Below are 24,831 nucleotides of genomic sequence, written 5' to 3' on the forward strand. Positions count from 1 at the left end.
CCCTCGTGGAGGGCCCGGCACCGGCGTGTTCGGAGGTGTCTCCCCTGGTCGGGGTCGCTCCCCCGGCGCACGGTCACCTGCCCGCGATGACCTCCGCCGCCGCGTGGCCACAGACCCGGGCCGCGCCGTGCGTCGCGATGTGGAGGGCGCCTCGCGGCGGAGCCTGCGGTACGCCCATCTCGACCACGACGGTGTCGGGGCGGGCGGCGAGCAGGGTGTCGAGGGTCGACGCCATCCAGGAGTGCCGGTGTTCGTCCCGGACCACGACGACGACGCGTCGCGCCCCGGCCGCGGCCAGGATCTCCCGCCCCGCGTCCGCCCCGGCGAACCCGGCCGACTCCGTACCGGGCAGCCGGCGTTGCAGCTCGGCGCCGACACCCCAGGGGGTCTCGTTGCCCACGGCGATGTTGGCGACCGGGGTGAGCAGGGCGACATAGGGCGGTTCGGTGAGCGGGGTGAAGTCCTCGGCGCCGGTGACCGTGAGGGCACGGCGGGCGGCGACGAGTCCGATGTCGACGCGCGTCACGTCGGCGGTCGCGGCTTGGGCCGGCTCGGATGCCGACCCGGACCCTGAATTCGCGCCCGCCTCGGACGACGCCGAAGCCGCCCACCGGGCCAACCCCCGTACCCGTTCCGCCGCTTCGGCGAGCCGTTCCTCCGGCAGCTCCCCCGAGCGCACCGCGCCCACCAGCGCGTCCCGCAGCCGTCGTACCGTCTCGTCGTCCGCGAGGCCGCCGCCGACGCAGATCGCGTCCGCGCCGGCGGCGATCGCGAGGACGCTGCCCCGTTCGATGCCGTACGTCGCCGCGATGGCCTGCATCTCCATGCCGTCGGTGACGATGAGGCCGTCGTAGCCGAGGCGGCCGCGGAGGAGGTCGGTGAGGATGCGGAGGGAGAGGGTGGCCGGGTGGTCCGGGTCCAGGGTGGGGACCAGGATGTGGGCGCTCATCACCGCGCGGCTGCCGGCGGCGATGGCCGCGCGGAACGGGAGCAACTCGCGTTGTTCCAGGACCGAGAGATCGGCGTCGATGCGCGGCAGCGCGTGGTGGGAGTCGACCGCCGTGTCGCCGTGGCCCGGGAAGTGCTTGGTGCAGGCGGCGACGCCCGCGTCCTGGAGGCCGGTGACGTAGGCCGCCGTGTGCCGGGCGACCAGGTCGGGGTCGGCGCCGAAGGAGCGGACGCCGATGACCGGGTTGGAGGGGTTGGAGTTGACGTCGGCGGAGGGCGCCCAGTTGAGGTTCACCCCGCACTCGGCGAGGCGGCGGCCGAGCTCGTGGGCGACCGCCCGCGTCAGGTCGACGTCGTCCACCGCGCCCAGGGCGTGGTTGCCGGGGAAGGAGGAACCGGTGCGGGCCTCCAGGCGGGTGACGTCGCCGCCCTCCTCGTCGATCGCGACGAGGACGTCGTCCCGCTCGGACCGCAACTGGGCGGTGAGCGAGGAGAGTTGCTCGGGTGACGCGATGTTGCGGCCGAACAGGCCCACCGAGGCGAGGCCTTCACCGAGGCGCCGGAGCAGCCAGTCGGGGGCCGTGGTGCCGGGGAAGCCGGGCTGCAGGACGGTGAGGGCGTCGCGCGTCAGGCCGTCTTTTACAGAATCAGACGCTGTTGTACCGCTGGCGAGAGTCGTCATCGGTGGCGTTATCCCTTCACAGCGCCCGCGGTCAGCCCCGCGGCCATCTTGCGCTGGACGATGAGGAACAGGACGACGATCGGCACGGCCATCATCGTGGCGCCGGCCATCATCGGGGCGTACTCGGTGCCGTGCTTGGTGGTGAAGTTGCCGAGCCAGACGGTCGCCGTCTGGTGTTCCTGGCTGAGCAGCATCAGGGCGTACAGGTACTCGTTCCAGGCCTGGATGAAGCCGTAGACCGAGGTGGCGACCATGCCCGGGGCGAGCAGGGGGAAGACGACCCGGATGAAGGCGCCGGTGCGGGTGCAGCCGTCGACCATGGCCGCCTCCTCCAGCTCCTTCGGGATGTTGACGATGAAACCGCGCAGGGTCCACACCGTGAACGGAAGGATGAAGGTCAGGTACGTGATGATCAGGCCCGAGAGCTTGTCGTACTGGTCGAGGTCGTTCAGCAGCAGGAAGACCGGGATGATCATCGAGACCAGCGGGACCATCTGGACCGCGAGGATGCCGACGATCACGATCTTGCGGCCGCGGAAGGCGAAGCGGGAGATGGCGAGCGCGGCCAGCAGGCCGACGACGATGCCGATCACCACGACCGACAGGGAGACGATGAGGCTGCGGCCGACCGGGCCCCAGAAGTCGGCGATGTCCAGCGCCCGGCGGAAGTTGTCGAGCGTGATGCCGGTGGGCAGCAGGCTCGGGTTCGGGTCGATGGCGTCCTTGGCCGGCTTGAACGCCGTGTCGAGCATCCAGTAGAGGGGGAAGCCGACGACGACGAAGACGAGCAGGCCGAGGAGGTTCCAGCCCAGCTTCGACTTCTTGCGCCCGCCGGTCTGCCTGCGGGGCGCGTCGGTCGTGAGCGCGCTCATTCGACCTCTCCGATCTGAAGCATCTGACGCATGTAGACGGCGACGACACCGAGCAGCAGCACCACCGTGACCAGGGCTATCGCAGAACCCTGTCCGTAGTCGTTGACGACGAAGGCACGGTCGTACGAATAGGTGCTCAGCAGTTGGAAGTCGGCTTCGGGGTGACCGCCGCGCATCACGAACACCTGGGGGAAGACGCCCATGTCCCAGATCACCGACAGCGTCGTGAGCATCACGATGATCGGCTTGAGGATGGGCAGGGTGACGTACCGGAAGACGCCCCAGGCGCCGGCGCCGTCGAGGCGGGCGGCCTCCTCCAGTTCCTGGGGGACCTGGGTGAGTCCGGCGCTGAGCGTGATGACCACGAAGGGCACCGCGCCCCACACCACGAGCAGCATGATGACGAGAAGGCCCTGGGGGCCGCTGGCGAACCAGTTGTGGCCGACCATGTCGACGCCGGGCAGCCTGCTGAGCAGGGCGTTGAAGACGCCGTAGTCCGTGTCGAAGAGCCACTTGAAGACGGTGGTCGCGACGATCACCGGCATGCCCCAACTGGCCACCAGGACAATGTTGATGAGGGTCTTCACCCAGCCGGAGACCTTCTGCTGGAGCAGCGCGAGGGCCATGCCGGCGACCATCGTGAAGATGACCGAGCCGGCCGCGAAGACGATCGTGCGGACGACGACGCCCCAGAACTCGGAGTCGCCGAGGATCCCGGTGAAGTTGTCGAGGCCGATCCACTCGGCGGACTTGAAGCCCCACAGCTGGGACTGCCCGAAGGACTGGAAGGACAGGGTGACCAGGCGGACCAGCGGATAGCCCATGACCAGGGCGAGGATCAGCAGGCAGGGCGCGAGCAGCAGCCAGGGAACCCCGGTCCCTCTCGACGTCCGCTGTCTGCGGGAAACGCTGGGGACGCCCGGTGGCGGCGCGTGCCGCGGCGGCGGCACCTTGGCGGGGGTGGTCGTGTCGGCACTCATCGCGGGCTCCTCAGCGATCCCTCAGGTCGTACGGCCGTACCTCGTACAAGGATCCGCGCACCGCGCGGACTTCGTACGAGGTGCGGGGCCCTGTGCTTCGACAGGGCCCCGCACTCAGGTCACTTGGTGTTGATGACCTTGTCGATCGCGCTGTCCGCCGCCTTCGCGGCGGCCTCGACCGACTGCTTGCCGGTGCCGATGTTCTGCAGCATGGTCTGCAGGACCTGGGCCTTCTCGACCTGGCCCCAGCCCGGTGCCATCGGGACGAACCAGTTGGACTCGGCCGCGGTGGCCGGGACCTCCGTCGCGGGGTCGCTCTTCAGCGTCGCGAGGTCGGTCTTGTTGTTCGGCAGGTTGCCCTTGGCCATCAGGCCCTTCTGGCCGGACGGACCGGTGAAGGCGTTGATCCACTCGGCGGCCAGGCCCTGCGCCTTGGACTTGACCGGGATGGCCAGGTCCGAACCGCCCAGGAACACGGGCATGTTCTTGCCGGACGGGCCGGGCATCACGAAGTTGACGAGGCTGGTCTTCAGCTTGCCGCCGGTCTTGTCGGCCTTCGGGTCGGCCGCGCTCGCGCCCTCCCAGGCCGCGCCGAAGATCATGGCCGCCTTGCCCTGGCCGTAGACGATGTAGCGGTCGGACTCGTCCTTGGTCTTGTCACCGTGCATGTACTTGTCGATGACGGACTTCCACTCGTTGAGCCCCTTGAGGGACTCGGGCGAGGAGAGGCTGCCCTTCCACTGGTCACCGGACTGGGTGGCGATGGCGCCGCCGGCGTCGTAGACGAAGGACATGGCCGCGTACCAGTCACGGGTGGGCTGGTACCAGGCGCTGAACTTGCTGCCTTCCTTCTTCTGGATCTTGTCCAGGTCGGAGGTCAGCTCGGCGTACGTCGTCGGCGGGGCCTTGATGCCGGCCGAAGCGGCGATGTCCTTGCGCCAGTTGGCGACGCGGCCACCGGCGTAGTAGGGGACGCCGTAGGTCTTGCCGTCGTAGGTGACGGAAGCCTTGAGGCCGTCCAGCCAGGCGGAGGAGTTGGTGAACTTGGAGGCGTCGACGGGTGCGAAGGCGCCCTTGACCATGTAGCCGAGCATCTCGGTGTTGCCCATCTCGACCACGTCGGGCGCCTTGTCGGTGGCGAGGACCGCGTCGAGCTTGGTGTTCTTGTCCGGCCAGCCGTAGTACTCGTGCTTGATCTTGACGCCCGGGTGCGCCTTCTGCACGGTCGCGTCGGCGGCCTTGACCAGGTCGGGCCAGTTGTTCTGCGCGTCGACGGTGAGCCAGACGGTCAGCTCCTTGGCGTCGGCGCCGCTGTTCGAAGAGCCCTTGTCGTCGTTGCCCCCGCACGCCGCGATGGAGACCATCATGCCCGCGATACCGATCGCGGCTATGAGCTTGCGCTTCACGCCACCCTCCTCAGGGATGCCTGCCACACCTCCCGCCCATGGGCCGGGACCTGAACCAATGGTGTAGACCAGTACCGGGAGCTTGGACCAGACCAGAGGGCCTGTCAAGGGTCCCCGAAACGGCCCTGACCAGCCGTTATGGGACCTACATATGCAGGAACCTTTAAGTAAGAAGGCAGCGAAAACAGGGGCGCCGGAGTACTCTCTTCCGCTAGACCACTTGGCGCTGTGGACTAGACCAAAAGAGACGGCGACGGTATACAGAGGGGATCACCAAGTGACCCTTGTCCGGAGCCGGGAAGGCGGAGCATGAGCACCGACGTCAGCAGTGCGGAGAACGAGGGTGGGGCCACCGTCCGCACCGCGCGTGTGCCGAAGTACTACCGCCTGAAGAAGCACCTGCTGGACATGACGGAAACACTGCCGCCCGGCACCCCGGTCCCGCCCGAGCGCACCCTGGCCGCCGAGTTCGACACCTCGCGCACCACCGTGCGCCAGGCCCTTCAGGAACTGGTCGTCGAGGGCCGCCTGGAGCGCATCCAGGGCAAGGGCACCTTCGTCGCCAAGCCGAAGGTCTCGCAGGCCCTCCAACTCACCTCGTACACCGAGGACATGCGCGCCCAGGGCCTCGAACCCACCTCGCAGCTCCTGGACATCGGCTACATCACGGCCGACGACACCCTCGCCGACCTGCTCGACATCACCGCGGGCGGCCGGGTGCTGCGCATCGAGCGCCTCCGCATGGCCAACGCCGAGCCGATGGCCATCGAGACGACCCACCTCAGCGCGAAGCGCTTCCCCGCCCTGCGCAGGTCCCTCGTCAAGTACACGTCCCTCTATACGGCGTTGGCCGAGGTCTACGACGTCCATCTCGCCGAGGCCGAGGAGACCATCGAGACCTCGCTGGCCACCCCGCGCGAGGCCGGCCTGCTCAGCACCGACGTCGGCCTGCCCATGCTGATGCTCTCCCGCCACTCCCTCGACAAGGACGGCAAGCCGGTGGAGTGGGTGCGCTCGGTGTACCGCGGCGACCGCTACAAGTTCGTGGCGCGACTCAAGCGCCCGCAGGACTAGAAGACTTACGGAGCAACCGGGGTTGCTCTACGTTCCTCCCGTCGCCGCATGGACGGGAGGGCACCCCGGTGCGTACCGCGAACGTCCGAACCATCGTCGTCTGGACCCTCGTCGCGCTCGTCGCCGCGGCGGGCTGGTCCGTCCTCGCGCTGGCGCGGGGCGAGAACGTGTCGGCCGCCTGGATGGTCGCCGCCGCCCTCGGCTCGTACGCCATCGCCTACCGCTTCTACGCCAGGTTCATCGCCTACCGGGTCCTGAAGGTCGACGGCACCCGGGCCACCCCGGCCGAACGCCTCGACAACGGCATCGACTTCCACCCCACCGACCGCCGCGTCCTGCTGGGCCACCACTTCGCGGCGATCGCCGGCGCCGGACCGCTCGTCGGACCCGTACTGGCCGCGCAGATGGGTTATCTGCCGGGCACGATCTGGATCATCGCCGGTGTCGTCTTCGCGGGCGCGGTCCAGGACATGGTGGTGCTGTTCTTCTCAACCCGCCGTGACGGCAGGTCACTTGGGCAGCTGGCCCGCGAGGAGATCGGCCCGTTCGGCGGCGCGGCGGCGCTGATCGCCACCTTCGCCATCATGATCATCCTGCTCGGGGTGCTGGCCCTGGTCGTCGTGAACGCGCTGGCCGCCTCCCCCTGGGGCACCTTCTCCATCGGCATGACCATCCCGATCGCCCTCCTGATGGGCTTCTACCTCCGCGTCCTGCGCCCCGGCCGCGTCTCCGAGGTCTCCCTGATCGGCGTGGCCCTGCTGCTGCTCGCCCTGGTCGCGGGCCGCTGGGTCGCCGAGTCGTCCTGGGCCGGCACCTTCACCCTCGCCCCCTCGACCCTGGTGATCTGGCTGGTGGGCTACGGCTTCGTCGCCTCGGTCCTCCCCGTCTGGACGCTGCTCGCCCCGCGCGACTACCTCTCCACCTTCATGAAGATCGGCACCATCGCCCTGCTCGCGATCGGCGTCGTCGTCGCCCTGCCCGCCCTGAAGATGCCCGCCGTCACCGGCTTCGCGAAACACGGCGACGGCCCGGTCTTCGCCGGCTCCCTCTTCCCCTTCGTCTTCATCACCATCGCCTGCGGCGCCCTCTCCGGCTTCCACTCGCTCATCTCCAGCGGCACCACCCCGAAGATGATCCAGAAGGAAACCCAGATCCGCATGATCGGCTACGGCGCGATGCTGATGGAGTCCTCCGTCGCCGTCATGGCACTGGTCGCCGCGAGCATCATCGACCCAGGGCTGTACTTCGCGATGAACGCCCCCTCCGGCGCGATCGGCACCACCGTGCAGAACGCCTCGCAGGTGGTGGGCAGTTGGGGCTACCACATCTCCCCCGCCGACCTCGCGCAGGCCGCGAAGAACGTCGACGAGGCGAGCCTGCTGTCCCGCACCGGCGGCGCGCCCACCCTCGCGGTCGGCGTCTCGGAGATCTTCGCCAAGGTGACCGGCGGGAGCCTGCGCGCCTTCTGGTACCACTTCGCGATCATGTTCGAGGCGCTGTTCATCCTGACCGCGCTGGACGCGGGCACCCGCGTGGGCCGGTTCATGCTCCAGGACGCGCTGGGAAACCTCTACCGGCCTTTCAGGAACGTGAGTTGGTGCCCGGGGCTGGCCCTGACCAGCGCCGTGGTCTGCGCCCTGTGGGGCTACTTCCTCTGGGTCGGCGTCCACGAACCCCTCGGCGGGATCAACCAGCTCTTCCCGATCTTCGGCATCGCCAACCAGCTCCTCGCGGCCGTCGCACTGGCCGTCTGCACCACCCTCCTGGTGAAGTCCGGACGCCTCAAGTGGGCCTGGATCACCGGGATTCCGCTCGCCTGGGACGCGACGGTCACCCTCACCGCGAGCTGGCAGAAGGTGTTCTCCGGCGACCCGAAGGTCGGTTTCTTCAAGCAGCGGTCCGTGTTCCAGGACGCGATCGACGCGGGCAGGGTGCTGCCGCCCGCCAGGTCCATGGACGACATGCGGACCGTCGTCACCAACTCCACGGTGGACGGGGTACTTTCGGCCATTCTCGCGGTGCTCGTGGTGGTCGTGATCGCGGACGCGCTCCGGGTCTGCGTCCGCCACGTCCGCCGCCCCGCGCTCTCCACCCTGAGCGAGACGCCGTACGTCCGGTCGAACATCACGGCACCGGCCGGGCTGGTCCCGACCCGCGAGGAGAAGGAGGAGGCGGCCCGCGATGCGGTCGGCGCTGACGCGGGCGGCTAGCCGGGCGATCCGCGGAGTGCGGTGGTACGTCCGGGAGTTGATGGACGAGTCGGCGTACGACCGGTATGTCGCACACGTCCGCCGGGACCACCCGGACGCCGACGTCCCGGACCGCCGTGACTTCGAACGCCTGCGGACCGCCCGCCAGGAGGCCGATCCGCGCCAGGGATTCCGGTGCTGCTGACACCGATGTCGGGCCTTCACCGAATCGACATGACGATATGCGGACGAGGTCTTTCGCGGCGGTGACGCCGTGACCTAGATTGCCTGCGCATTACACAGGTGATCAGCGTGGGGACGGAGCCGAGAAATGTCAGATGTGCCCGAAGTTCCGCCCGAAGCGGGCCTGCCGGTGGTGACGCCGGCCCGTGTCGTCATCGCCGTGTGTCTCGTCGCGCCGTTCGTGGCCCTGCTCTGGGTCGGCTCCTACACGAAGGTCGACCCCACGTTCATCGGCGTCCCGTTCTTCTACTGGTACCAGATGCTCTGGGTGCTGATCTCGACCGTGCTGACGATGACCGCCTACAAGCTGTGGCAGCGCGACCAGCGGACCCGCCAGGGAGGCAACCGGTGAAAGACGGCGTGAACGGCGTCGCCCTCGGCGTCTTCATCTTCTTCTTCCTGGCCGTCACGGTCCTGGGCTTCCTGGCCGCGCGCTGGCGCCGGGCCGACAACGAGCACAGCCTCGACGAATGGGGCCTGGGCGGACGGTCGTTCGGCACCTGGGTCACCTGGTTCCTGCTCGGCGGCGACCTCTACACGGCGTACACCTTCGTGGCGGTCCCGGCGGCGGTCTACGCGGCGGGCGCGGCCGGCTTCTTCGCGGTGCCGTACACGATCCTCGTCTACCCGCTGATCTTCACGTTCCTGCCCCGCCTCTGGTCGGTGTCGCACAAGCACGGGTACGTGACGACCTCGGACTTCGTGCGCGGGCGCTTCGGCTCGAAGAGCCTGTCGCTGGCGGTGGCGATCACCGGCATCCTCGCGACCATGCCGTACATCGCGCTCCAGTTGGTCGGCATCCAGGCCGTGCTGGACGTCATGGGCGTGGGCGGCGGCGCCGACTCCAACTGGTTCGTGAAGGACCTGCCGCTGCTCATCGCGTTCGCCGTGCTGGCCGCGTACACCTACTCGTCCGGGCTCCGCGCACCCGCGCTGATCGCGTTCGTGAAGGACGGCCTGATCTACATCGTCATCGCGGTGGCGATCATCTACATCCCGATCAAGCTCGGCGGGTTCGACGACATCTTCAGCGCGGCCGGCGCCAAGTTCAAGGCGGCGGGAGCGGGCGGGCTCGTCCCCGCGCCGGCGGGCCAATGGACGTACGCCACACTGGCGTTGGGCTCGGCGCTGGCCCTGTTCATGTATCCGCACTCGATCACCGCGACGCTCTCCTCGAAGAGCCGCAACGTGATCCGCCGCAACACCACGATCCTGCCGCTGTATTCACTGATGCTGGGCCTGCTCGCGCTGCTCGGCTTCATGGCGATCGCGGCCGGAGTCAAGGTCACCAACGGCCAGTTGGCGATCCCGCAGCTGTTCGAGAACATGTTCCCGGACTGGTTCGCGGGCGTGGCGTTCGCGGCGATCGGCATCGGCGCGCTCGTGCCGGCCGCCATCATGTCCATCGCGGCGGCGAACCTCTTCACCCGCAACATCTACAAGGACTTCATCAAGCCGGACGCGACCCCGGCCCAGGAGACGAAGGTCTCCAAGATCGTCTCGCTCCTGGTGAAGGTCGGTGCCCTGGCCTTCGTCCTGACGATGGACAAGACGGTCGCCATCAACTTCCAGCTCCTGGGCGGCATCTGGATCCTCCAGACCTTCCCGGCCCTGGTCGGCGGCCTCTTCACCCGCTGGTTCCACCGCTGGGCCCTCCTCGCCGGCTGGGCCGTCGGCATGATCTACGGCACCCTCGCGGCCTACGGCGTGGCCTCCCCCACCCAGGACCACTTCGGCGGCTCGTCCAAGGAGATCCCCGGCATCGGCGAGATCGGCTACATCGGCCTCACGGCGTTCGTCATGAACGTCGTGGTCACGGTGGTCCTCACCTTCGCCCTGAAGGCCTTCAAGGTGCCGGAGGGCGTGGACGAGACCAACCCCGGCGACTACACGGCCGACGCGGGCGACCCGGGCGTAGAGGTAGAACTCCCTCCGGCAACAGCGGGAGCAACCCATTAACGCAGGCTGACCATCCCCACCCAGGGGCGCGGGACTGTGTCCATGTGCGGCTCCGCCGCGCGGGCGCGCCCAGCCACGACGAACCCGCAGCGGGCCACCGAAAAGCAAGTCACTCGGCGGCCCGCTGTTCGTACACACTGACCCCCATGGACATCCTCATCCGCCGAGCGGTCCCCACCGAATACGAAGACCTCGGCACCATCACGGCGCAGGCCTACCTGCAGGACGGTCTCCTCGACTACGGCGACAGCGACCCCTACCTCGACGTACTGAAGGACGTGGCAACCCGCGCAGCCACCGCGGAGGTCCTCGTCGCGGTGGACGGCGACCACCTCCTCGGCGGCGTCACCTTCGTCCCCGGCCCCGGCCCCGTCGCCGACATAGCCCGCCCCGGCGAGACAGAGATCCGCGCCCTCGCCATCGCCCGCACCGCCCGGGGCAGAGGCGCGGGCGAGGCCCTGGTCCGCGCCTGCATCGACCGCGCCCGGGCCACGGAGGGCTGCACGGCCGTGGTCCTCTCCACCCAGCCCTCCATGCACGCGGCCCACCGCATCTACGAACGCCTGGGCTTCACCCGCACCCCCGACCGCGACTGGAATCCCGTGCCGCACCTGGACGATCTCACTCTGCTCACCTATGAGCTGACACTCTGAAACCACCGCGACACAACATCTGGTGGTGATGTGACAGGCGAGCACAAGATGTATGCTCATGCTCGCTGTCGCCGCAGGGGAATCCGGTGCGAATCCGGAACTGTCCCGCAACGGTGTACTTGTGCGCATATCCGCACATGGCCAGTCCGAGGACCTGCCGACGGCGCGCGTGCGGCCACCCGGCCGCGCGCATGACGTCCGGGCCTCGTGGAGTGGGCCGGTGGACGCGACGCCCCGTGCGCTCGTGTGCTGCCGCCTGCCCTCAGCGAGGCCCCGTGCCGAGCGAGGGAGAGCCCCACCGTGACCATCGCGCCAGCAGAGCCGGCATCAGCGAACCGGGCAACCGCCACGATCGTCCCCGGAACCGACGTTCCCGGAACGGCCGTTCCCGGAGCCGACGGTCCCGGTACCGCGATCCTGCGGACCCTGACCGAGCTGACCGCCGACCTCCCCGACGCCGACCCGGGCCGGGTCGCCGCCGCCACCCTGCGCGGCCGGTCCGCCCAGGCGGACGTGGCGGAACTGCGCGAGCTGGCCACGGAGGCGGCCGCCGGCCTCATCTCCGAGGACCCCGTCTACTCCCGGCTCGCCGCCCGGCTGCTGACGATCAGCATCGCCGCCGAGGCCACCTCCCAGGGCGTCACGAGCTTCACCGAGTCCGTCGCCGTGGGCCACCGCGAGGGCCTCATCGCGGACCGCACCGCCGAGTTCGCGACGCTGCACGCGGCCCGCCTGGACGCGCTGATCGACACCGGGGCCGACGACCGCTTCGGCTACTTCGGCCTGCGCACCCTGTACAGCCGCTACCTGCTGCGGCACCCGATCACCCGCAAGGTCATCGAGACCCCCCAGCACTTCATGCTCCGGGTCGCGGCCGGCCTCGCCGAGGACGACAGCGTCCGCGCCCTGGACGAGGTCGCCGCGCTCTACCGCCTGATGAGCCGCCTGGACTACCTCCCGTCCTCCCCCACGCTCTTCAACTCCGGTACGCGGCACCCCCAGATGTCGTCCTGCTACCTCCTCGACTCCCCGCTGGACGAGCTGGACTCCATCTACGACCGCTACCACCAGGTGGCCCGCCTCTCGAAGCACGCCGGCGGCATCGGGCTGTCGTACTCCCGTATCCGCAGCCGGGGTTCGCTGATCCGCGGCACCAACGGCCACTCGAACGGCATCGTCCCGTTCCTGAAGACGCTGGACGCCTCGGTCGCCGCGGTGAACCAGGGCGGCCGGCGCAAGGGTGCCGCCGCGGTGTACCTGGAGACCTGGCACTCCGACATCGAGGAGTTCCTGGAGCTGCGGGACAACACCGGTGAGGACGCCCGCCGTACGCACAACCTGAACCTCGCGCACTGGATCCCGGACGAGTTCATGCGCCGGGTGAACGCGGACGGCGAGTGGTCGCTGTTCTCCCCCGCCGACGTGCCCGAGCTGGTCGACCTGTGGGGCGACGAGTTCGACGCCGCGTACCGCGAGGCGGAGGCGCGGGGCCTGGCGAAGAAGACCATCCCGGCCCGTGACCTCTACGGCCGCATGATGCGCACCCTCGCGCAGACCGGCAACGGCTGGATGACCTTCAAGGACGCGGCCAACCGCACCGCCAACCAGACGGCCGAGCCGGGCCACACGGTCCACTCCTCCAACCTCTGCACGGAGATCCTGGAGGTCACGGACGACGGCGAGACCGCGGTCTGCAACCTCGGCTCGGTGAACCTCGGCGCGTTCGTGGACCAAGCGAACGGCGACATCGACTGGGAGCGGCTGGACGAGACGGTCCGCACCGCCGTCACCTTCCTGGACCGCGTGGTCGACATCAACTTCTACCCGACCGAGCAGGCGGGCCGCTCCAACGCCCGCTGGCGTCCGGTCGGCCTCGGCGCGATGGGCCTCCAGGACGTCTTCTTCAAGCTGCGCGTCCCCTTCGACTCCCCGCAGGCGCAGGCCCTTTCCACCCGCATCGCCGAGCGCATCATGCTCGCCGCGTACGAGGCGTCCGCCGAACTCGCCGAGCGCAACGGCCCGTTGCCCGCCTGGGAGAAGACCCGTACGGCCCGCGGCGTCCTGCACCCCGACCACTACGGCGTCGACCTGACCTGGCCGGAGCGCTGGGCGGCCCTGCGGGAACGTATCGCCCGGACGGGCATGCGCAACTCACTCCTGCTGGCCATCGCCCCGACGGCCACCATCGCCTCGATCGCGGGCGTCTACGAGTGCATCGAGCCGCAGGTCTCCAACCTGTTCAAGCGCGAGACGCTCTCCGGCGAGTTCCTCCAGGTCAACTCCTACCTGGTCGACGAGCTGAAGCAGCTCGGCGTGTGGGACGCCCGCACCCGCGAGGCGCTGCGCGAGGCCAACGGCTCGGTGCAGGCGTTCAGTTGGATCCCGGCGGACGTGCGCGCCCTGTACCGCACGGCGTGGGAGATCCCCCAGCGCGGCCTGATCGACATGGCCGCCGCCCGCACCCCGTTCCTGGACCAGTCCCAGTCCCTGAACCTGTTCCTGGAGACGCCGACGATCGGCAAGCTCTCCTCGATGTACGCGTACGCCTGGAAGCAGGGCCTGAAGACGACGTACTACCTGCGCTCCCGCCCGGCGACCCGCATCGCCCGCGCCGCCCAGGCCCAGACCCCCATCCCCGTCCAGCAGCTGACCCCTGACGAAGAAGCGGTCGCCTGCTCCCTTGAGAACCCCGAGTCCTGCGAGGCCTGCCAGTGATGACCAGCGAAGCCAAGAACCTTCTCGACCCGGGCTTCGAGCTGACCCTCCGCCCCATGCGCTACCCGGACTTCTACGAGCGCTACCGGGACGCGATCAAGAACACCTGGACCGTCGAGGAGGTCGACCTCCACTCGGACGTCGCCGATCTCGCGAAGCTGTCGCCGGGTGAGCAGCACATGATCGGACGGCTGGTCGCGTTCTTCGCGACGGGTGACTCGATCGTGGCGAACAACCTCGTGCTGACGCTGTACAAGCACATCAACTCCCCAGAGGCGCGGCTGTACTTGAGCCGTCAGCTGTTCGAGGAGGCCGTGCACGTCCAGTTCTATCTGACGCTGCTCGACACCTACCTCCCCGACCCGGAGGACAGGGCGGCCGCCTTCGACGCGGTGGAGAACATCCCCTCCATCCGCGAGAAGGCCGAGTTCTGCTTCAAGTGGATCAACGAGGTCGAGAAGCTGGAGAGCCTCCAGACCCAGGCGGACCGCCGCCGCTTCCTCCTCAACCTGATCTGCTTCGCCGCGTGCATCGAAGGGCTGTTCTTCTACGGCGCGTTCGCGTACGTCTACTGGTTCCGCAGCCGGGGTCTCCTGCACGGTCTCGCCACCGGCACCAACTGGGTGTTCCGCGACGAGACGATGCACATGAGCTTCGCCTTCGAGGTGGTCGACACCGTCCGCAAGGAGGAGCCGGAGCTGTTCGACGACCAGCTCCAGCAACAGGTCACGGACATGCTGAAGGAGGCCGTGGAGGCGGAGCTGCAGTTCGGGCGCGACCTGTGCGGTGAGGGTCTGCCGGGCATGAACACCGACTCGATGCGCCAGTACCTGGAGTGCGTCGCGGACCAGCGCCTCCAGCGGCTCGGGTTCGCGCCGGTGTACGGCTCCGAAAACCCCTTCTCCTTCATGGAGTTGCAGGGTGTGCAGGAGCTGACGAACTTCTTCGAGCGCCGCCCGTCGGCGTACCAGGTGGCCGTGGAGGGCACGGTCGACCTGGACGAGGACTTCTAGCTCTCCTCAGGGGACACGCGTGTCCTTTTGACTGCCTCTTACTTCGCGGACGGCCCATGGAGCTTCCATGGGCCGTCCATGGAGTTTCTATGGAGCGGCAAAGTTCATGGGGCGCGTCTGTTCGCGGTCTCGCCGCCCCGGCTACGTTCCACCCGTCCTGCTCATGTCATGTACCCATGACCCCGCAGGACGGTCAAAGTGTCATGCCCATGACGACGTCAACTGCCGCCGCTACGCGCGTCACAGGCCTGCCACCACGCCGAGGAACCCCACTCCAACGATGGAGGCAGTACCCCATGCGTGAGAAGCCCAGACGGAGTCTGCGAAGACTGCTGACCGCCGCCCTACCCGCCCTCACCCTCAGCGTCTTCGGGCTCGTGGCGGCCACCCCCGCCGACGCGCAGCCCGCCGCCCACGCGGCCGTCCAGTCCGCCCAGGTCTCCAAGGTCACCCAGAACGCCAAGGCCCTGACCGCCCCCGCGGCCCAGGCCGTCCACGCGACCGGCAAGGCCGGGCAGAAGGTGCCGACCGAGCGCCTCTGCGCGACCGCGGCCCCCGGCTCGGCGTCCTGTTTCGCCCAGCGGCGCACCGACATCAAGCAGCAACTGGCCGCCGCCGTGCACTCGGACGCCGCGGCCGCGGTGTCCGGGCTGAGCCCGGCCAACCTGCACAGCGCGTACGCGCTGCCCTCGACCGGCGGCTCCGGCCTGACGGTCGCGGTGGTCGACGCGTACAACGACCCCAACGCCGAGTCGGACCTGGCCACGTACCGCTCGAACTTCGGCCTGTCCGCCTGCACCAAGGCCAACGGCTGCTTCAAACAGGTCAGTCAGACCGGCTCGACCACCTCGCTGCCGACCAACGACAGCGGCTGGGCGGGCGAGGAAGCGCTCGACATCGACATGGTCAGCGCGGTCTGCCCGAACTGCAACATCATTCTGGTGGAGGCCAATTCGGCCACCGACGCCAACCTCGGCACCGCCGAGAACGAGGCCGTCACCCTGGGCGCGAAGTTCGTCTCCAACAGCTGGGGCGGCTCCGAGTCCTCCTCGCAGACCAGCGAGGACACCTCGTACTTCAAGCACCCGGGCGTCGCGATCACCGTCTCCTCCGGTGACGAGGCCTACGGCGCCGAGTACCCGGCAACGTCCCAGTACGTGACGGCAGTCGGCGGCACCGCGCTCTCCACGTCCTCCAACTCCCGCGGCTGGACCGAGTCCGTGTGGAAGACCAGCAGCTCCGAGGGCACCGGCTCCGGCTGCTCCGCCTACGACCCGAAGCCGACCTGGCAGACCGACACGGGCTGCAGCAAGCGCATGGAGGCCGACGTCTCCGCCGTCGCCGACCCCGCCACCGGCGTGGCCGTCTACGACACCTACGGCGGCTCCGGCTGGGCGGTCTACGGCGGCACCAGCGCCTCGTCCCCGATCATCGCGGGCGTCTACGCGCTGGCCGGCACCCCCGGCTCCAGCGACTACCCGGCGAAGTACCCCTACTCCCACACCGGCAACCTGTACGACGTCACCAGCGGTAACAACGGCTCCTGCTCGCCGAGTTACTTCTGCACCGCGGGCACCGGCTACGACGGCCCGACCGGCTGGGGCACCCCGGACGGCACCGCCGCCTTCACCTCCGGCACCACCACGGGCAACACGGTGACCGTCACCAACCCGGGCAGCCAGTCCACCGTGACCGGCTCCGCGGCCAGCCTGCAGATCAAGGCCTCGGACAGCGCGAGCGCGACCCTCACCTACAGCGCGAGCGGGCTGCCCACCGGCCTGTCGATCAACAGCTCGACCGGGCTGATCTCCGGCACCGCGTCCACCGCCGGCACCTACGCCGTGACGGTGACCGCGACCGACTCCACCGGCGCCTCCGGCTCGGCCTCCTTCACCTGGACGGTCAGCACCTCCGGTGGCGGCGGCACCTGCACCTCGACCCAGCTGCTGGGCAACGCGGGCTTCGAGTCGGGCAACACCACCTGGACCGCGAGCAGCGGTGTCATCACCAACGACACCGGCGAGAGCGCGCACACGGGCTCGTACTTCGCGTGGCTCGACGGCTACGGCTCGACCCACACCGACACGCTGTCCCAGTCGGTGACCGTCCCGTCCGGCTGCAAGGCCACCTTCACCTTCTACCTGCACATCGACACCGCGGAGACCACGACCAGCACGGCGTACGACAAGCTGACGGTCACCGCCGGTTCGACCACGCTCGCGACGTACTCGAACCTGAACAAGGCCACCGGGTACGCGCAGAAGAGCTTCGACCTGTCCTCCTTCGCCGGCTCCACCGTCACGCTGAAGTTCAGCGGCGTCGAGGACTCCTCCCTCCAGACCAGCTTCGTCCTCGACGACACCGCCGTGACGACGAGCTGACCTCCGTATGAGCTGGGCCCCGGTCGTCTCGCAACGGCCGGGGCTCTGTCATGTCCACGAATATTGTGCTGCTCACGAGGGATCCGGATGCGTCCGTGACACGTCAAAGGGGCAAAGGAGGCCCCCCATGCGCCGATCGATTCTTGGTCCGTCCCTCGCCGTCGCCACCCTGGCGGTCGCCCTCACGGGCTGCGGCAACACGTCCGACACCGGCAGCGGCACCGTGTCGCCGTCCTCGTCCCCCACACCGAGCAGGAGCAGGGCGGCCTGCACGGCGAAGGAGACCCTCGCCGCGACCGACACGAACGGCACGTTCTGTCTGACGACCGGCAAGACCGTCCGCATCCTGCTGGACGGGACGACGACCCGGCCCTGGGCCCCGGTCAAGACCGCGGGCAGCGGCCTGAAGGCCACCAACAGCGGGATCCTGATCCGGCCCGGCGACGCGAGCAACGCCTACGAGGCGGTCTCGGCCGGGACCGTGAAGCTCACGTCGTCCCGGCCGCTGTGTGCCACCGCGCCGCACAAGATCTCGTGCAAGGGCATTCAGGAGTGGTCGGTCACCGTCGTGGTGTCGAAGCCATGAGCCGGTGGGCGGTCCGGATCTGACGGTCGACGCGCCGGTCGTGCGCGATGCCGAGCAGCGAGGGGAAGGTCACGGCCACGAGGATGCCGACGACGGTGAGGAGGGCGATGAGGTTGTCCATGGCTGTGTTCATGGACATGAGTCTCGTCCTGTTGACTCCTTACCGTGAGTGGCAGGACTGCCGCACATCCTCGATTTACTGCCATCCGGGGCGCACACTGGCGGCATGCTGAAGAACGTGGCCGTGGTCCTGCTCGACGGAGTGCACCCCTTCGAACTCGGCGTGGTCTGCGAGGTGTTCGGCCTCGACCGCAGCGACGAGGGCCTTCCGGTCTACGACTTCGCGGTCGCCTCGGCCGAGGGCCCGAAGCTCTCCACCCACGCGGGCTTCTCCCTGGCCGTCGAACACGGCCTGGAACGCCTGGAGACCGCGGACCTCATCGCCGTACCGGCCGGTGCGACCTACGCGGCGCGGGAGTACCCGGAGGAACTCCTCGACGCCCTGCGCCGGGCCGTCGACCGGGGCGCCCGGGTGCTCAGCGTCTGCTCGGGGGTGTTCGTGCTGGCCGCCGCCGGGCTGCTGGACGGGCGGCGCTGCGCGGTGCACTGGCACCACGCGGAGCTGCTCGCCCGGCGCTATCCGAAGGTCGTCGTAGAACCTGATGTGCTGTACGTCGACGCGGACCCGGTGATCACCTCGGCGGGCACCGCGGCCGGCATCGACGCCTGTCTGCATCTCGTGCGCAAGGAGCAGGGGCCGGAGGTCGCCAACGCGATCGCGCGGCGGATGGTCGTGCCGCCGCACCGCGACGGCGGCCAGGCCCAGTACATCGAGCGGCCGCTGCCGCGCACGCGGTGCGACACGGTGGGCGAGGTGCTGGTGTGGATGGCGGAGCACCTCGACCAGGAGGTCACCGTCGAACAGCTCGCCGCCCGCGCCCTGATGTCACCGCGGACGTTCGCCCGCCGCTTCCAGCAGGAGACCGGGACCACGCCGTACCGCTGGATCCTGCGTCAACGGGTGCTGCTGGCGCAGCAGTTGCTGGAGGGGACGGACGAGACGATGGACACGATCGCCTGGCGGACCGGCTTCGGCACCGCGCCCGCCCTGCGCCACCAGTTCGTCCGGGCGCTGGGCACCACCCCGAACGCCTACCGACGCACGTTCAGGGGCCCGGAGGCCGCCTGAACGCACGCCTGCCGCCGTCACCTCGACAAGGGCCTGAGCAGCAGCTTGTTGGGCCGCAGCGTGATGCCGACGCGGGTGGAGTCGTCCGAGCCGGACACCTGCTCGAAGCGGTACCTCGCCGCCACCGCCGCCGTGATCAGGCTCAGCTGGGCCATCGAGAAGTGGTCGCTCGGACACTTCCGGTTGCCGTTGCTGAACGGGCTCATGGCGAACTTCGGTACGTCCTTGGACCGTTCCGGAAGCCAGCGGTCGGGATCGAACTCGTCGTTGCGGTCATACGAACGCGCGTCGCGCTGGATCGCGTACGGACTGTAGATGATGTCGGCCCCGGCCGGAATCCGATAGCCGCCCAGATCGGTGTCCGCGACCGCCCGCCGCGTCAATATCCATACGGCGGGACGCAAGCGCATCGCCTCGACGACGACATTGTTCGTGTACGTCAGCTTCCGGACGTCGTCGAATGCCACCGGGCGGCCACCCGTCACGGATTCGACCTCTTCGCGTATCTTGTCGGCGTGTTCCGGGTGTTCGGTGAGGACCTGGAGCAGCCACATGATCGTGGACGCGATTGTTTCGCTTCCCGGGGTGAGGATCGCGACGACCTGGTCGTGGATCTCCTGTTCCCCGATGGGCTCGCCATTGTCGTCCGTCGCCTCCAGCAATGCCGTCAGCAAATCGTCCGGCTTTTGACCAGATGCCCGTCGTTCGGCGACGATCTCGTCGACCAGGAGATGCAAATCGGCCAGCGCCCGGTTGAATTCGCGGTTGGCCGGAAGAGGCAGCCGGTAGAGGGGTCCCGCCGGTACCACCATCCGTCGGTACATACCGCGGAAGACGGTGGCGAGGGCGACGCACAGCCGCTCGGCGCGCTCGTCCATGAAGTCGCCGCGCAGCAGACAGCGGGCCGCGATCCGCACGGCGATTCGGAAGGACTCGGAGGTGCAGTCGATCGTCTCGCCGGACGTCCACCGCTCGGTGAGCGCGTGCGCCTCCTCTTCCATGATCGGCCCGTACGCGGGGATCGCGTCGAGCCGGAACGCGGGCTGGATGATGCGCCGTTGGCGCCGGTGCAGGGACCCGTTGGCGGTGGCCACGCCCTCCTTGCCGAGCAGTCCCTCCAGGGACTCCCAGAGCGGGCCCGCGATGATGAAGTCCGGGTTCAGCGCGAGTGCTCCGGTGAGGGCCGGCGCGGTGACGGCGTAGACCGTCTTCGGGCCGAGGCGGAGCCTCACGACGTCGCCGTGGTCGCGGAGTTGGGCCATGAAGGCCAGAGGGTCGCGGACCAGCTTCCAGCCGTGGCCGAGAAGCGGGACCCTGCCGCCCGCGACGGGCGGCTCAATCAGCTCCGGCACCTCGGGTGCCGCGGGCTTCACAGACTCGACGGTCATTTCTCACCTGCCGCTTCGTTGTTGACGTACGGGGGTGTGGACCGGTCGTCCCAGCTGTCGACCATGTAACGGCCGGACTCGTGGTGGAACCAGTAGACGGAACTGAACCAGTTCCGCATGTTTCCGAGGTTGGCCCGTACGGCCGCGCTCAGTTCCGCTCCCCGTGCCGTTCCGTCGTCGAGGCGGTCGGCGAGCCGTAATGTCTCGCGTTCCGCCTCCAGGAATTCGGCTATGCATTCCTCGATACGGCGCCTCAGTTCGGCGACCGCTTCCTCGAGGGTCAGCCCCTCGTGCTTGATGAGACTGATGCCGAGATTGTGGACCTCGTCGCCCGCGATTTCCTTGGGCAGTGAGCAGAGGTCGTTGTACCAGGCGGCGAATTCCTGACTGAGCAGGGCCGCACGGCGATATCCCGAGCTTTTCCGCACACTGTCCGGGAGTTCACAACCCGCGCTCGCCTCCAGCAGATCCGTCCAGATCCAGTGGGCGAAGGTGAGCCGGCGCAGTGCGAGGTATTCGTCGACCGTGGGGACGATTCCGTCGGTGCGATTGTGGAATTCACGGTCGTAGGCCTCGATGACGGCGTGGAAGTGGCGGGCGAACCGCGCGTTCCAGGTGTCGGGGAGGAACGAGTAGATCCGCGTCACGCTGTCGGCGAACCCGGCGACCAGCGGATCCGGGTGGAACAGGTGGTGCCGTGGTGAATCGAGTGCAGCATGCAACCGGAACCTCAACCGCCGCCAGGCGTCGGGCCGTTCGTGCACGATGTCCCGGTCGTGGCGGTCGTCCCAGACGAAGAACCACGCGCTGTAGTCCGCTATCGCCTGGAGCACCTCGTCCGGGGCGCCCAAGTAGTACCCGGCCATCAGGTCCGTGTAGCAAAGACCGTCGGCATATTCCCGTACCTTCTCCGCCGGCATGAGACGTTTTTCCAGCAGCCAGACACGCGTCTTCTCCTGGAGCCTCGGCCAATACGGATGCAGTTGCCGGGGAAACGCCGCCTCGATCACCGGGAGAGAGAGCGACGGTGGAACCGCGATCGCTGTCGTTGCCGTTGTCGTTGTGGTGCTGTGTGAGAAAGCAGGCACGAACAAACCCCTCTCAGCCGCCAGTTGCGCACGCCCCTCCCGCTGTGCCGGGCGTGCGCCGTTGCGTATCCCCGCACTTCCTATTCAGCACCACAACTGACCGTTCTGGGAACGGATTTGCTCCCTTCACTACCCCCAAGTGCCGAGAATCTCCCCTTGTGTGACCGATTTTGGATCACTACACGAGCACAAACGATCGAATGTGCGAGGGACATGCGAACGGCGCCTGGTCAGGGAGATGCTCCTGAACAGACGCCGTGCGGAAGGGAGAGGGGCGACCGCTGGGGTCGGCCGGGTCAGTCGTTGGCGACCACGGGGTAGCGGGGCTCGTTCTCGGCCATCTGCCGCAGCGCGTCCTTGCGGTCACGCTTGGAGAGCCGGTCGATGTACAGGTAGCCGTAGAGGTGGTCGGTCTCGTGCTGCAAACACCGTGCGAAGTAGCCGGTGCCGCGGACCCTGACGGGGTTGCCCTTCTCGTCCTGACCCGTCACCTCGGCGTAGTCGGGCCGTGCGAGCGGCGCATACGCGGTCGGCACGGACAGGCACCCCTCGTTGCTCTCGTCCAGGTGGCGCTGCTCGGCGGGCAGGTCGACAAGCTTGGGATTGCAGACGACACCGACATGGCGTTTGCCCTCGTCGTCCTGGCAGTCGTAGACGAAGACCTTCAGGTCGACGCCGATCTGGTTGGCGGCGAGGCCGACACCCTCGGCGGTGCGCTGCGAGGCGAACATGTCCGCCACCAGCGTCTCCAGCTCCGCACCGAACTCGGTGACGTCCTTGCACTCCTTGTGCAGCACCGGATTCCCGACGACCGTGATCGCCCGCGAGGTCCCCCGCTCACGCCAGACCGCCTCACGCTCCTCGGTCTCCTCGGTGTCGATGACGAACCCCTCGTCATCCACGGGGAGCACGCCCACGTGCTGCTGATCGGTGTCCTGCTGCGCCATGCCGACGAACGCCTTCCTGAAGCCAAGGGGGAGAAGTTGCTGATACAGGGTACGGCCATCGTCTTGTCTTCAAGGGGCGCGGGGAACTGAGCGACCGGCCACGACGGCGCGGCACCCGACCAACGACCTCAGCAGACCTCTTCCAGATCCCGCCAGTCCCGGGAGTCAGGACTGTCGGCAACCCACCCGTCCAGCAACCCCCGCACGAGCGAAGCCGGCGCAGCCAGCCCGCACTCCCGCTCCGGCACCCACAACTGCCCGTCCGTCCGATGCCCCAGCGGCCCAGGATGCCCGGGCTCACTGTGATCATGCGGATCGAGATGCTCCCCGTCACCCTCGTCGGACGGCATCCGCGACTCGGAACACATCCGGCACAGCAACCGCACGGACGACGACCAGTCCTCCGCCGCGAACCCCGCGTCCGCGGCCAGCTGCTCCAGCGCGTCCCGATCCGCCTCGGTGGCCGCCTCGAGCAGCACCACCCACGTGGGCACAGGAGAAGGCGCCCACAGCTCGATCTCGTCGAACACGGGATACGAGTGCCCGGCAGCGGTCGTCCGCTCCCCGTGCGGCACCCCGTCGTGGAGCACGACCTCACCCCACCGCCGCCCCGACGAGGGCAGTGGAATCGAGAGCACCTCGATCCGCGCGGGATCCAGCCGCCGCCCCCACACCACCTCGGCCTCCCCCTCGGGAGAGAGCCGTACGGCCGCGCTGCCGAGATCCATCCCGGCCGGCTCACCCGCACCGGTGACTCCGCCCGGCACCCGCAGCCCGTACGCCTGCCAGGCCCGCCGAGCCAGCGGCCAGTCCTGAAGCGCGGTGGCCGCGATGCCGACGTTCCACCAGTCAGGTGCCCCGGCCTCCCGGTCGAGCAGCGCCACGGCCCGCAGTCCGGCCGCCCGCGCCTGCTCCCAGTCGTGCCGGAACTTGTGGAGCAGGGCGAGGTTGAACCAGGACTCGGACAGCCAGGGTTCAAGATCGGCGGCACGTGTCAGCAGTGCGCCCGCGTCCTCGTACCGACCGTCGCCGATCAGCGTGAACGCGCGGTCTGTGGCCTGCCGCCAGGAGGCGGAGGGCCGGTGCCGTCCCTTGCCGAAGATCCTCACGATTCCCGCCTGCCAGTTCCGTTCAGTGGGCTGGCCATGCCCCCGGACACCCTCTTCTTCGCATCCAACCACGTACGACTGGAAGGGCGCTCATTACCCATGGGTTACCCAGCCAAGGGCAAGGTCAGACAGTCCCACCCGTCACCCACCACCGCCCTGCCCGAGGCGCTTCGCGCCACCCTTCTTGACTGCACAGCACCCGGGCCAGTGCTTCCACGACCTCGGGAGCGTAGTCCCCGGCGGTCCCGAGGCGCAGCTCCTCCAGCGCCTGAAGCGGCCCGCCGGGGCCGCCTGCCCGGGTTTTCTCCTCGTACGCGTTCACGGCCCGGACGATCCGCGCGGACAGCGGCTGCTCCCGGCACGGGTCGGCCTGCCGCTCCACGACGGCCGCCACCTGGGGACTCACCCCGGTCTGCCGTACGACGGCCCCGCCGAGCAGGGCTATCCGGCGCTGCTCCTCCGCGGGGAGCGCGGCGGTGGCGCCGGCCGGTACCGGGTCGACGAGGCTGAGCTGGCCGATGTCGTGCATCAGGGCGGCGTACTCCAGGACGGTGAGGTCGGGTTCGGACAGGCCCAGGTCCCGGCCGACCGCCTGGCACAGCGCGGCGACCCGGCGGGCGTGCCCGGCAGGCGTGTAGCCGGCTATCTCGGTGGACCGGGCGAGGGAGGCGATGGTCTGGCGGTAGGTGTCCCGTACGGCCGCGTACCGCCGGAAGGACAGCTGGGTCAGCAGCAGCGGCAGCGAGAACACGGGCAGCGCCCAGAGCCCCACGACGGCGACCGCGAGCGCCATCACCGCGCCGGTCGCGCACACGGCGGACCCGATGCCGAGCATCCCGCGCAGCTCGTCCCGCAGCAGCGGCCCGAACGGCCACCCGGTCCGCGAGTGCGCGAGCGCGGCGGCGAGCACGGCGTCGCAGAGCGCGGTGAGGGAGAGCAGCGCGAGCAGGAGCAGGGCGTAGGCGGGGCCGCCCCAGTGCCTGAACACCCCCTGGTTGTACAGGGGTTGGAAGCAGACGGCCGCGAAGCCGACGGTCAGGACGCGGCGCGCCATGTGGTCGGGGGTGCGGCTGTGGCCGCGGGCGATGTGCGGGACGCAGCCGACGAGGGTGGCGGCGACGACCACGGCGACGGTCTGGAAGACGCCGTGGTGGGTGGGGTGGCCGGCGTCGGCACCGAGGAGGGCGTAGGAGAGGGCGCCGGCCGCGCCGAGCGGGGCGGTTTCCCTGAGGCCGGTCGTGCCGTTCCATCGGCTCAACTCGCCCACGGCCACGAGGACTCCGAAGGCGAGGGCGACTCCGCGTTCTTCGAGGCCGGTCCAGAGGGTGAGGGTGAGGGAGGTGGTGGCGAGGAGGGTGGCGGAGGTGTGGATGAGGGTGAGGGTGAGAGGGGGGCGAAACAGGGGCATT

General features: G+C 69.0%; 21 protein-coding genes and 1 riboswitch. Of the genes, 11 read left to right on the forward strand and 10 right to left on the reverse strand.

Translation table 11 applies throughout. The annotated features are described in order from the left end of the window. Nucleotides 1–73: 73 nt before the first annotated feature. From OHT77_RS16090 to OHT77_RS16105, 4 genes are all read right to left on the reverse strand, one after another. A complete protein-coding gene (locus OHT77_RS16090; protein WP_328829146.1) occupies nt 74–1,630 on the reverse strand; it encodes a glycoside hydrolase family 3 protein in 1,557 nt (518 codons plus the stop codon). 8 nt (nt 1,631–1,638) lie between these two features. Continuing rightward, entirely contained in the window at nt 1,639–2,502 is an 864-nt protein-coding gene (locus OHT77_RS16095) for a carbohydrate ABC transporter permease (RefSeq protein ID WP_328829147.1), read from the reverse strand. Then, on the reverse strand, nt 2,499–3,482 hold the full coding sequence (locus OHT77_RS16100) for a carbohydrate ABC transporter permease (RefSeq protein WP_328829148.1): 984 nt from the start codon (nt 3,480–3,482) through the stop codon (nt 2,499–2,501). The genes OHT77_RS16095 and OHT77_RS16100 overlap by 4 nt, the downstream gene beginning before the upstream one ends. 119 nt (nt 3,483–3,601) lie before the next feature. Then, on the reverse strand, nt 3,602–4,888 hold the full coding sequence (locus OHT77_RS16105) for an extracellular solute-binding protein (RefSeq protein WP_328829150.1): 1,287 nt from the start codon (nt 4,886–4,888) through the stop codon (nt 3,602–3,604). Nucleotides 4,889–5,197: 309 nt separating this feature from the next. Here OHT77_RS16105 and OHT77_RS16110 point away from each other — a divergent pair, with 309 nt between their 5' ends. From OHT77_RS16110 to OHT77_RS16155, 10 genes are all read left to right on the forward strand, one after another. Beyond that, nucleotides 5,198–5,962, forward strand: coding sequence for a GntR family transcriptional regulator (locus OHT77_RS16110; protein ID WP_328829151.1), 765 nt, complete (start codon nt 5,198–5,200; stop codon nt 5,960–5,962). Between the two features lie 68 nt (nt 5,963–6,030). Further along, the gene (locus OHT77_RS16115) at nt 6,031–8,172 is read left to right on the forward strand and encodes a carbon starvation CstA family protein (RefSeq protein ID WP_328829152.1); all 2,142 of its coding nucleotides are present in this window, start codon (nt 6,031–6,033) and stop codon (nt 8,170–8,172) included. Then, nucleotides 8,144–8,356 carry a YbdD/YjiX family protein gene (locus tag OHT77_RS16120; RefSeq protein ID WP_328829153.1) on the forward strand — a complete coding sequence of 71 codons (213 nt, stop codon included), beginning with the start codon at nt 8,144–8,146 and terminating at the stop codon, nt 8,354–8,356. The genes OHT77_RS16115 and OHT77_RS16120 overlap by 29 nt, the downstream gene beginning before the upstream one ends. A 126-nt stretch (nt 8,357–8,482) precedes the next feature. After that, nucleotides 8,483–8,746, forward strand: coding sequence for a DUF3311 domain-containing protein (locus tag OHT77_RS16125; protein WP_328829155.1), 264 nt, complete (start codon nt 8,483–8,485; stop codon nt 8,744–8,746). Next, nucleotides 8,743–10,353: a monocarboxylate uptake permease MctP gene (gene mctP / locus OHT77_RS16130; RefSeq protein WP_328829156.1), complete on the forward strand. Its 1,611-nt coding sequence runs from the start codon at nt 8,743–8,745 to the stop codon at nt 10,351–10,353. The genes OHT77_RS16125 and mctP overlap by 4 nt, the downstream gene beginning before the upstream one ends. Nucleotides 10,354–10,499: 146 nt before the next feature. Continuing rightward, the gene (locus OHT77_RS16135; protein WP_328829157.1) at nt 10,500–11,006 is read left to right on the forward strand and encodes a GNAT family N-acetyltransferase; all 507 of its coding nucleotides are present in this window, start codon (nt 10,500–10,502) and stop codon (nt 11,004–11,006) included. A gap of 52 nt (nt 11,007–11,058) precedes the next feature. Next, nucleotides 11,059–11,182, forward strand: a riboswitch (cobalamin riboswitch). 124 nt (nt 11,183–11,306) lie between these two features. Continuing rightward, nucleotides 11,307–13,721 carry a ribonucleoside-diphosphate reductase subunit alpha gene (locus tag OHT77_RS16140; protein WP_443048039.1) on the forward strand — a complete coding sequence of 805 codons (2,415 nt, stop codon included), beginning with the start codon at nt 11,307–11,309 and terminating at the stop codon, nt 13,719–13,721. Next, on the forward strand, nt 13,721–14,734 hold the full coding sequence (locus OHT77_RS16145) for a ribonucleotide-diphosphate reductase subunit beta (RefSeq protein WP_328829159.1): 1,014 nt from the start codon (nt 13,721–13,723) through the stop codon (nt 14,732–14,734). Before OHT77_RS16140 ends, OHT77_RS16145 begins: the two co-directional genes overlap by 1 nt. Nucleotides 14,735–15,030: 296 nt before the next feature. Then, nucleotides 15,031–17,115, forward strand: a complete 2,085-nt coding sequence (locus OHT77_RS16150; protein ID WP_328829160.1) for a putative Ig domain-containing protein — start codon at nt 15,031–15,033, stop codon at nt 17,113–17,115. 127 nt (nt 17,116–17,242) lie between these two features. Further along, entirely contained in the window at nt 17,243–17,701 is a 459-nt protein-coding gene (locus OHT77_RS16155; RefSeq protein WP_328829162.1) for a hypothetical protein, read from the forward strand. Here the strand turns inward: OHT77_RS16155 and OHT77_RS16160 are convergent. After that, the gene (locus OHT77_RS16160) at nt 17,676–17,834 is read right to left on the reverse strand and encodes a hypothetical protein (RefSeq protein WP_266772404.1); all 159 of its coding nucleotides are present in this window, start codon (nt 17,832–17,834) and stop codon (nt 17,676–17,678) included. The genes OHT77_RS16155 and OHT77_RS16160 overlap by 26 nt on opposite strands. A gap of 93 nt (nt 17,835–17,927) precedes the next feature. On the opposite strand from OHT77_RS16160, the gene OHT77_RS16165 reads away from it, so the two are divergent. Continuing rightward, nucleotides 17,928–18,890, forward strand: coding sequence for a GlxA family transcriptional regulator (locus tag OHT77_RS16165; RefSeq protein ID WP_328829164.1), 963 nt, complete (start codon nt 17,928–17,930; stop codon nt 18,888–18,890). 17 nt (nt 18,891–18,907) lie between these two features. On the opposite strand, the gene OHT77_RS16170 is transcribed toward OHT77_RS16165, so the two are convergent. The 5 genes from OHT77_RS16170 to OHT77_RS16190 all read right to left on the reverse strand — a co-directional run bounded on the left by OHT77_RS16170 (nt 18,908) and on the right by OHT77_RS16190 (nt 24,830). Then, nucleotides 18,908–20,278, reverse strand: a complete 1,371-nt coding sequence (locus tag OHT77_RS16170) for a bifunctional albaflavenone monooxygenase/terpene synthase (RefSeq protein WP_328829166.1) — start codon at nt 20,276–20,278, stop codon at nt 18,908–18,910. Beyond that, complete coding sequence (gene cyc1, locus OHT77_RS16175; RefSeq protein WP_328829169.1) at nt 20,275–21,366, reverse strand: epi-isozizaene synthase; 1,092 nt, start codon at nt 21,364–21,366, stop codon at nt 20,275–20,277. Before cyc1 ends, OHT77_RS16170 begins: the two co-directional genes overlap by 4 nt. A gap of 296 nt (nt 21,367–21,662) precedes the next feature. Next, on the reverse strand, nt 21,663–22,313 hold the full coding sequence (gene def / locus OHT77_RS16180) for a peptide deformylase (RefSeq protein WP_328829170.1): 651 nt from the start codon (nt 22,311–22,313) through the stop codon (nt 21,663–21,665). Nucleotides 22,314–22,441: 128 nt separating this feature from the next. Further along, on the reverse strand, nt 22,442–23,422 hold the full coding sequence (locus OHT77_RS16185; RefSeq protein ID WP_266772394.1) for a tetratricopeptide repeat protein: 981 nt from the start codon (nt 23,420–23,422) through the stop codon (nt 22,442–22,444). A gap of 124 nt (nt 23,423–23,546) precedes the next feature. Beyond that, on the reverse strand, nt 23,547–24,830 hold the full coding sequence (locus tag OHT77_RS16190; protein ID WP_328829172.1) for an HD-GYP domain-containing protein: 1,284 nt from the start codon (nt 24,828–24,830) through the stop codon (nt 23,547–23,549). Nucleotide 24,831 lies beyond the last annotated feature (1 nt).

This window comes from Streptomyces sp. NBC_00252, from assembly GCF_036187565.1.
Lineage (GTDB): Bacteria > Actinomycetota > Actinomycetes > Streptomycetales > Streptomycetaceae > Streptomyces.

Coding starts and splice junctions, on each gene's coding strand:
- OHT77_RS16090 (WP_328829146.1), bottom strand. CDS start 1,630: ATGACGACTCTCGCCAGCGGTACAACAGCGTCTGATTCTGTAAAAGAC.
- OHT77_RS16095 (WP_328829147.1), bottom strand. CDS start 2,502: ATGAGCGCGCTCACGACCGACGCGCCCCGCAGGCAGACCGGCGGGCGC.
- OHT77_RS16100 (WP_328829148.1), bottom strand. CDS start 3,482: ATGAGTGCCGACACGACCACCCCCGCCAAGGTGCCGCCGCCGCGGCAC.
- OHT77_RS16110 (WP_328829151.1), top strand. CDS start 5,198: ATGAGCACCGACGTCAGCAGTGCGGAGAACGAGGGTGGGGCCACCGTC.
- OHT77_RS16120 (WP_328829153.1), top strand. CDS start 8,144: ATGCGGTCGGCGCTGACGCGGGCGGCTAGCCGGGCGATCCGCGGAGTG.
- OHT77_RS16125 (WP_328829155.1), top strand. CDS start 8,483: ATGTCAGATGTGCCCGAAGTTCCGCCCGAAGCGGGCCTGCCGGTGGTG.
- OHT77_RS16135 (WP_328829157.1), top strand. CDS start 10,500: ATGGACATCCTCATCCGCCGAGCGGTCCCCACCGAATACGAAGACCTC.
- OHT77_RS16145 (WP_328829159.1), top strand. CDS start 13,721: ATGACCAGCGAAGCCAAGAACCTTCTCGACCCGGGCTTCGAGCTGACC.
- OHT77_RS16150 (WP_328829160.1), top strand. CDS start 15,031: ATGCGTGAGAAGCCCAGACGGAGTCTGCGAAGACTGCTGACCGCCGCC.
- OHT77_RS16155 (WP_328829162.1), top strand. CDS start 17,243: ATGCGCCGATCGATTCTTGGTCCGTCCCTCGCCGTCGCCACCCTGGCG.
- OHT77_RS16160 (WP_266772404.1), bottom strand. CDS start 17,834: ATGAACACAGCCATGGACAACCTCATCGCCCTCCTCACCGTCGTCGGC.
- OHT77_RS16165 (WP_328829164.1), top strand. CDS start 17,928: ATGCTGAAGAACGTGGCCGTGGTCCTGCTCGACGGAGTGCACCCCTTC.
- OHT77_RS16170 (WP_328829166.1), bottom strand. CDS start 20,278: ATGACCGTCGAGTCTGTGAAGCCCGCGGCACCCGAGGTGCCGGAGCTG.
- def (WP_328829170.1), bottom strand. CDS start 22,313: ATGGCGCAGCAGGACACCGATCAGCAGCACGTGGGCGTGCTCCCCGTG.
- OHT77_RS16190 (WP_328829172.1), bottom strand. CDS start 24,830: ATGCCCCTGTTTCGCCCCCCTCTCACCCTCACCCTCATCCACACCTCC.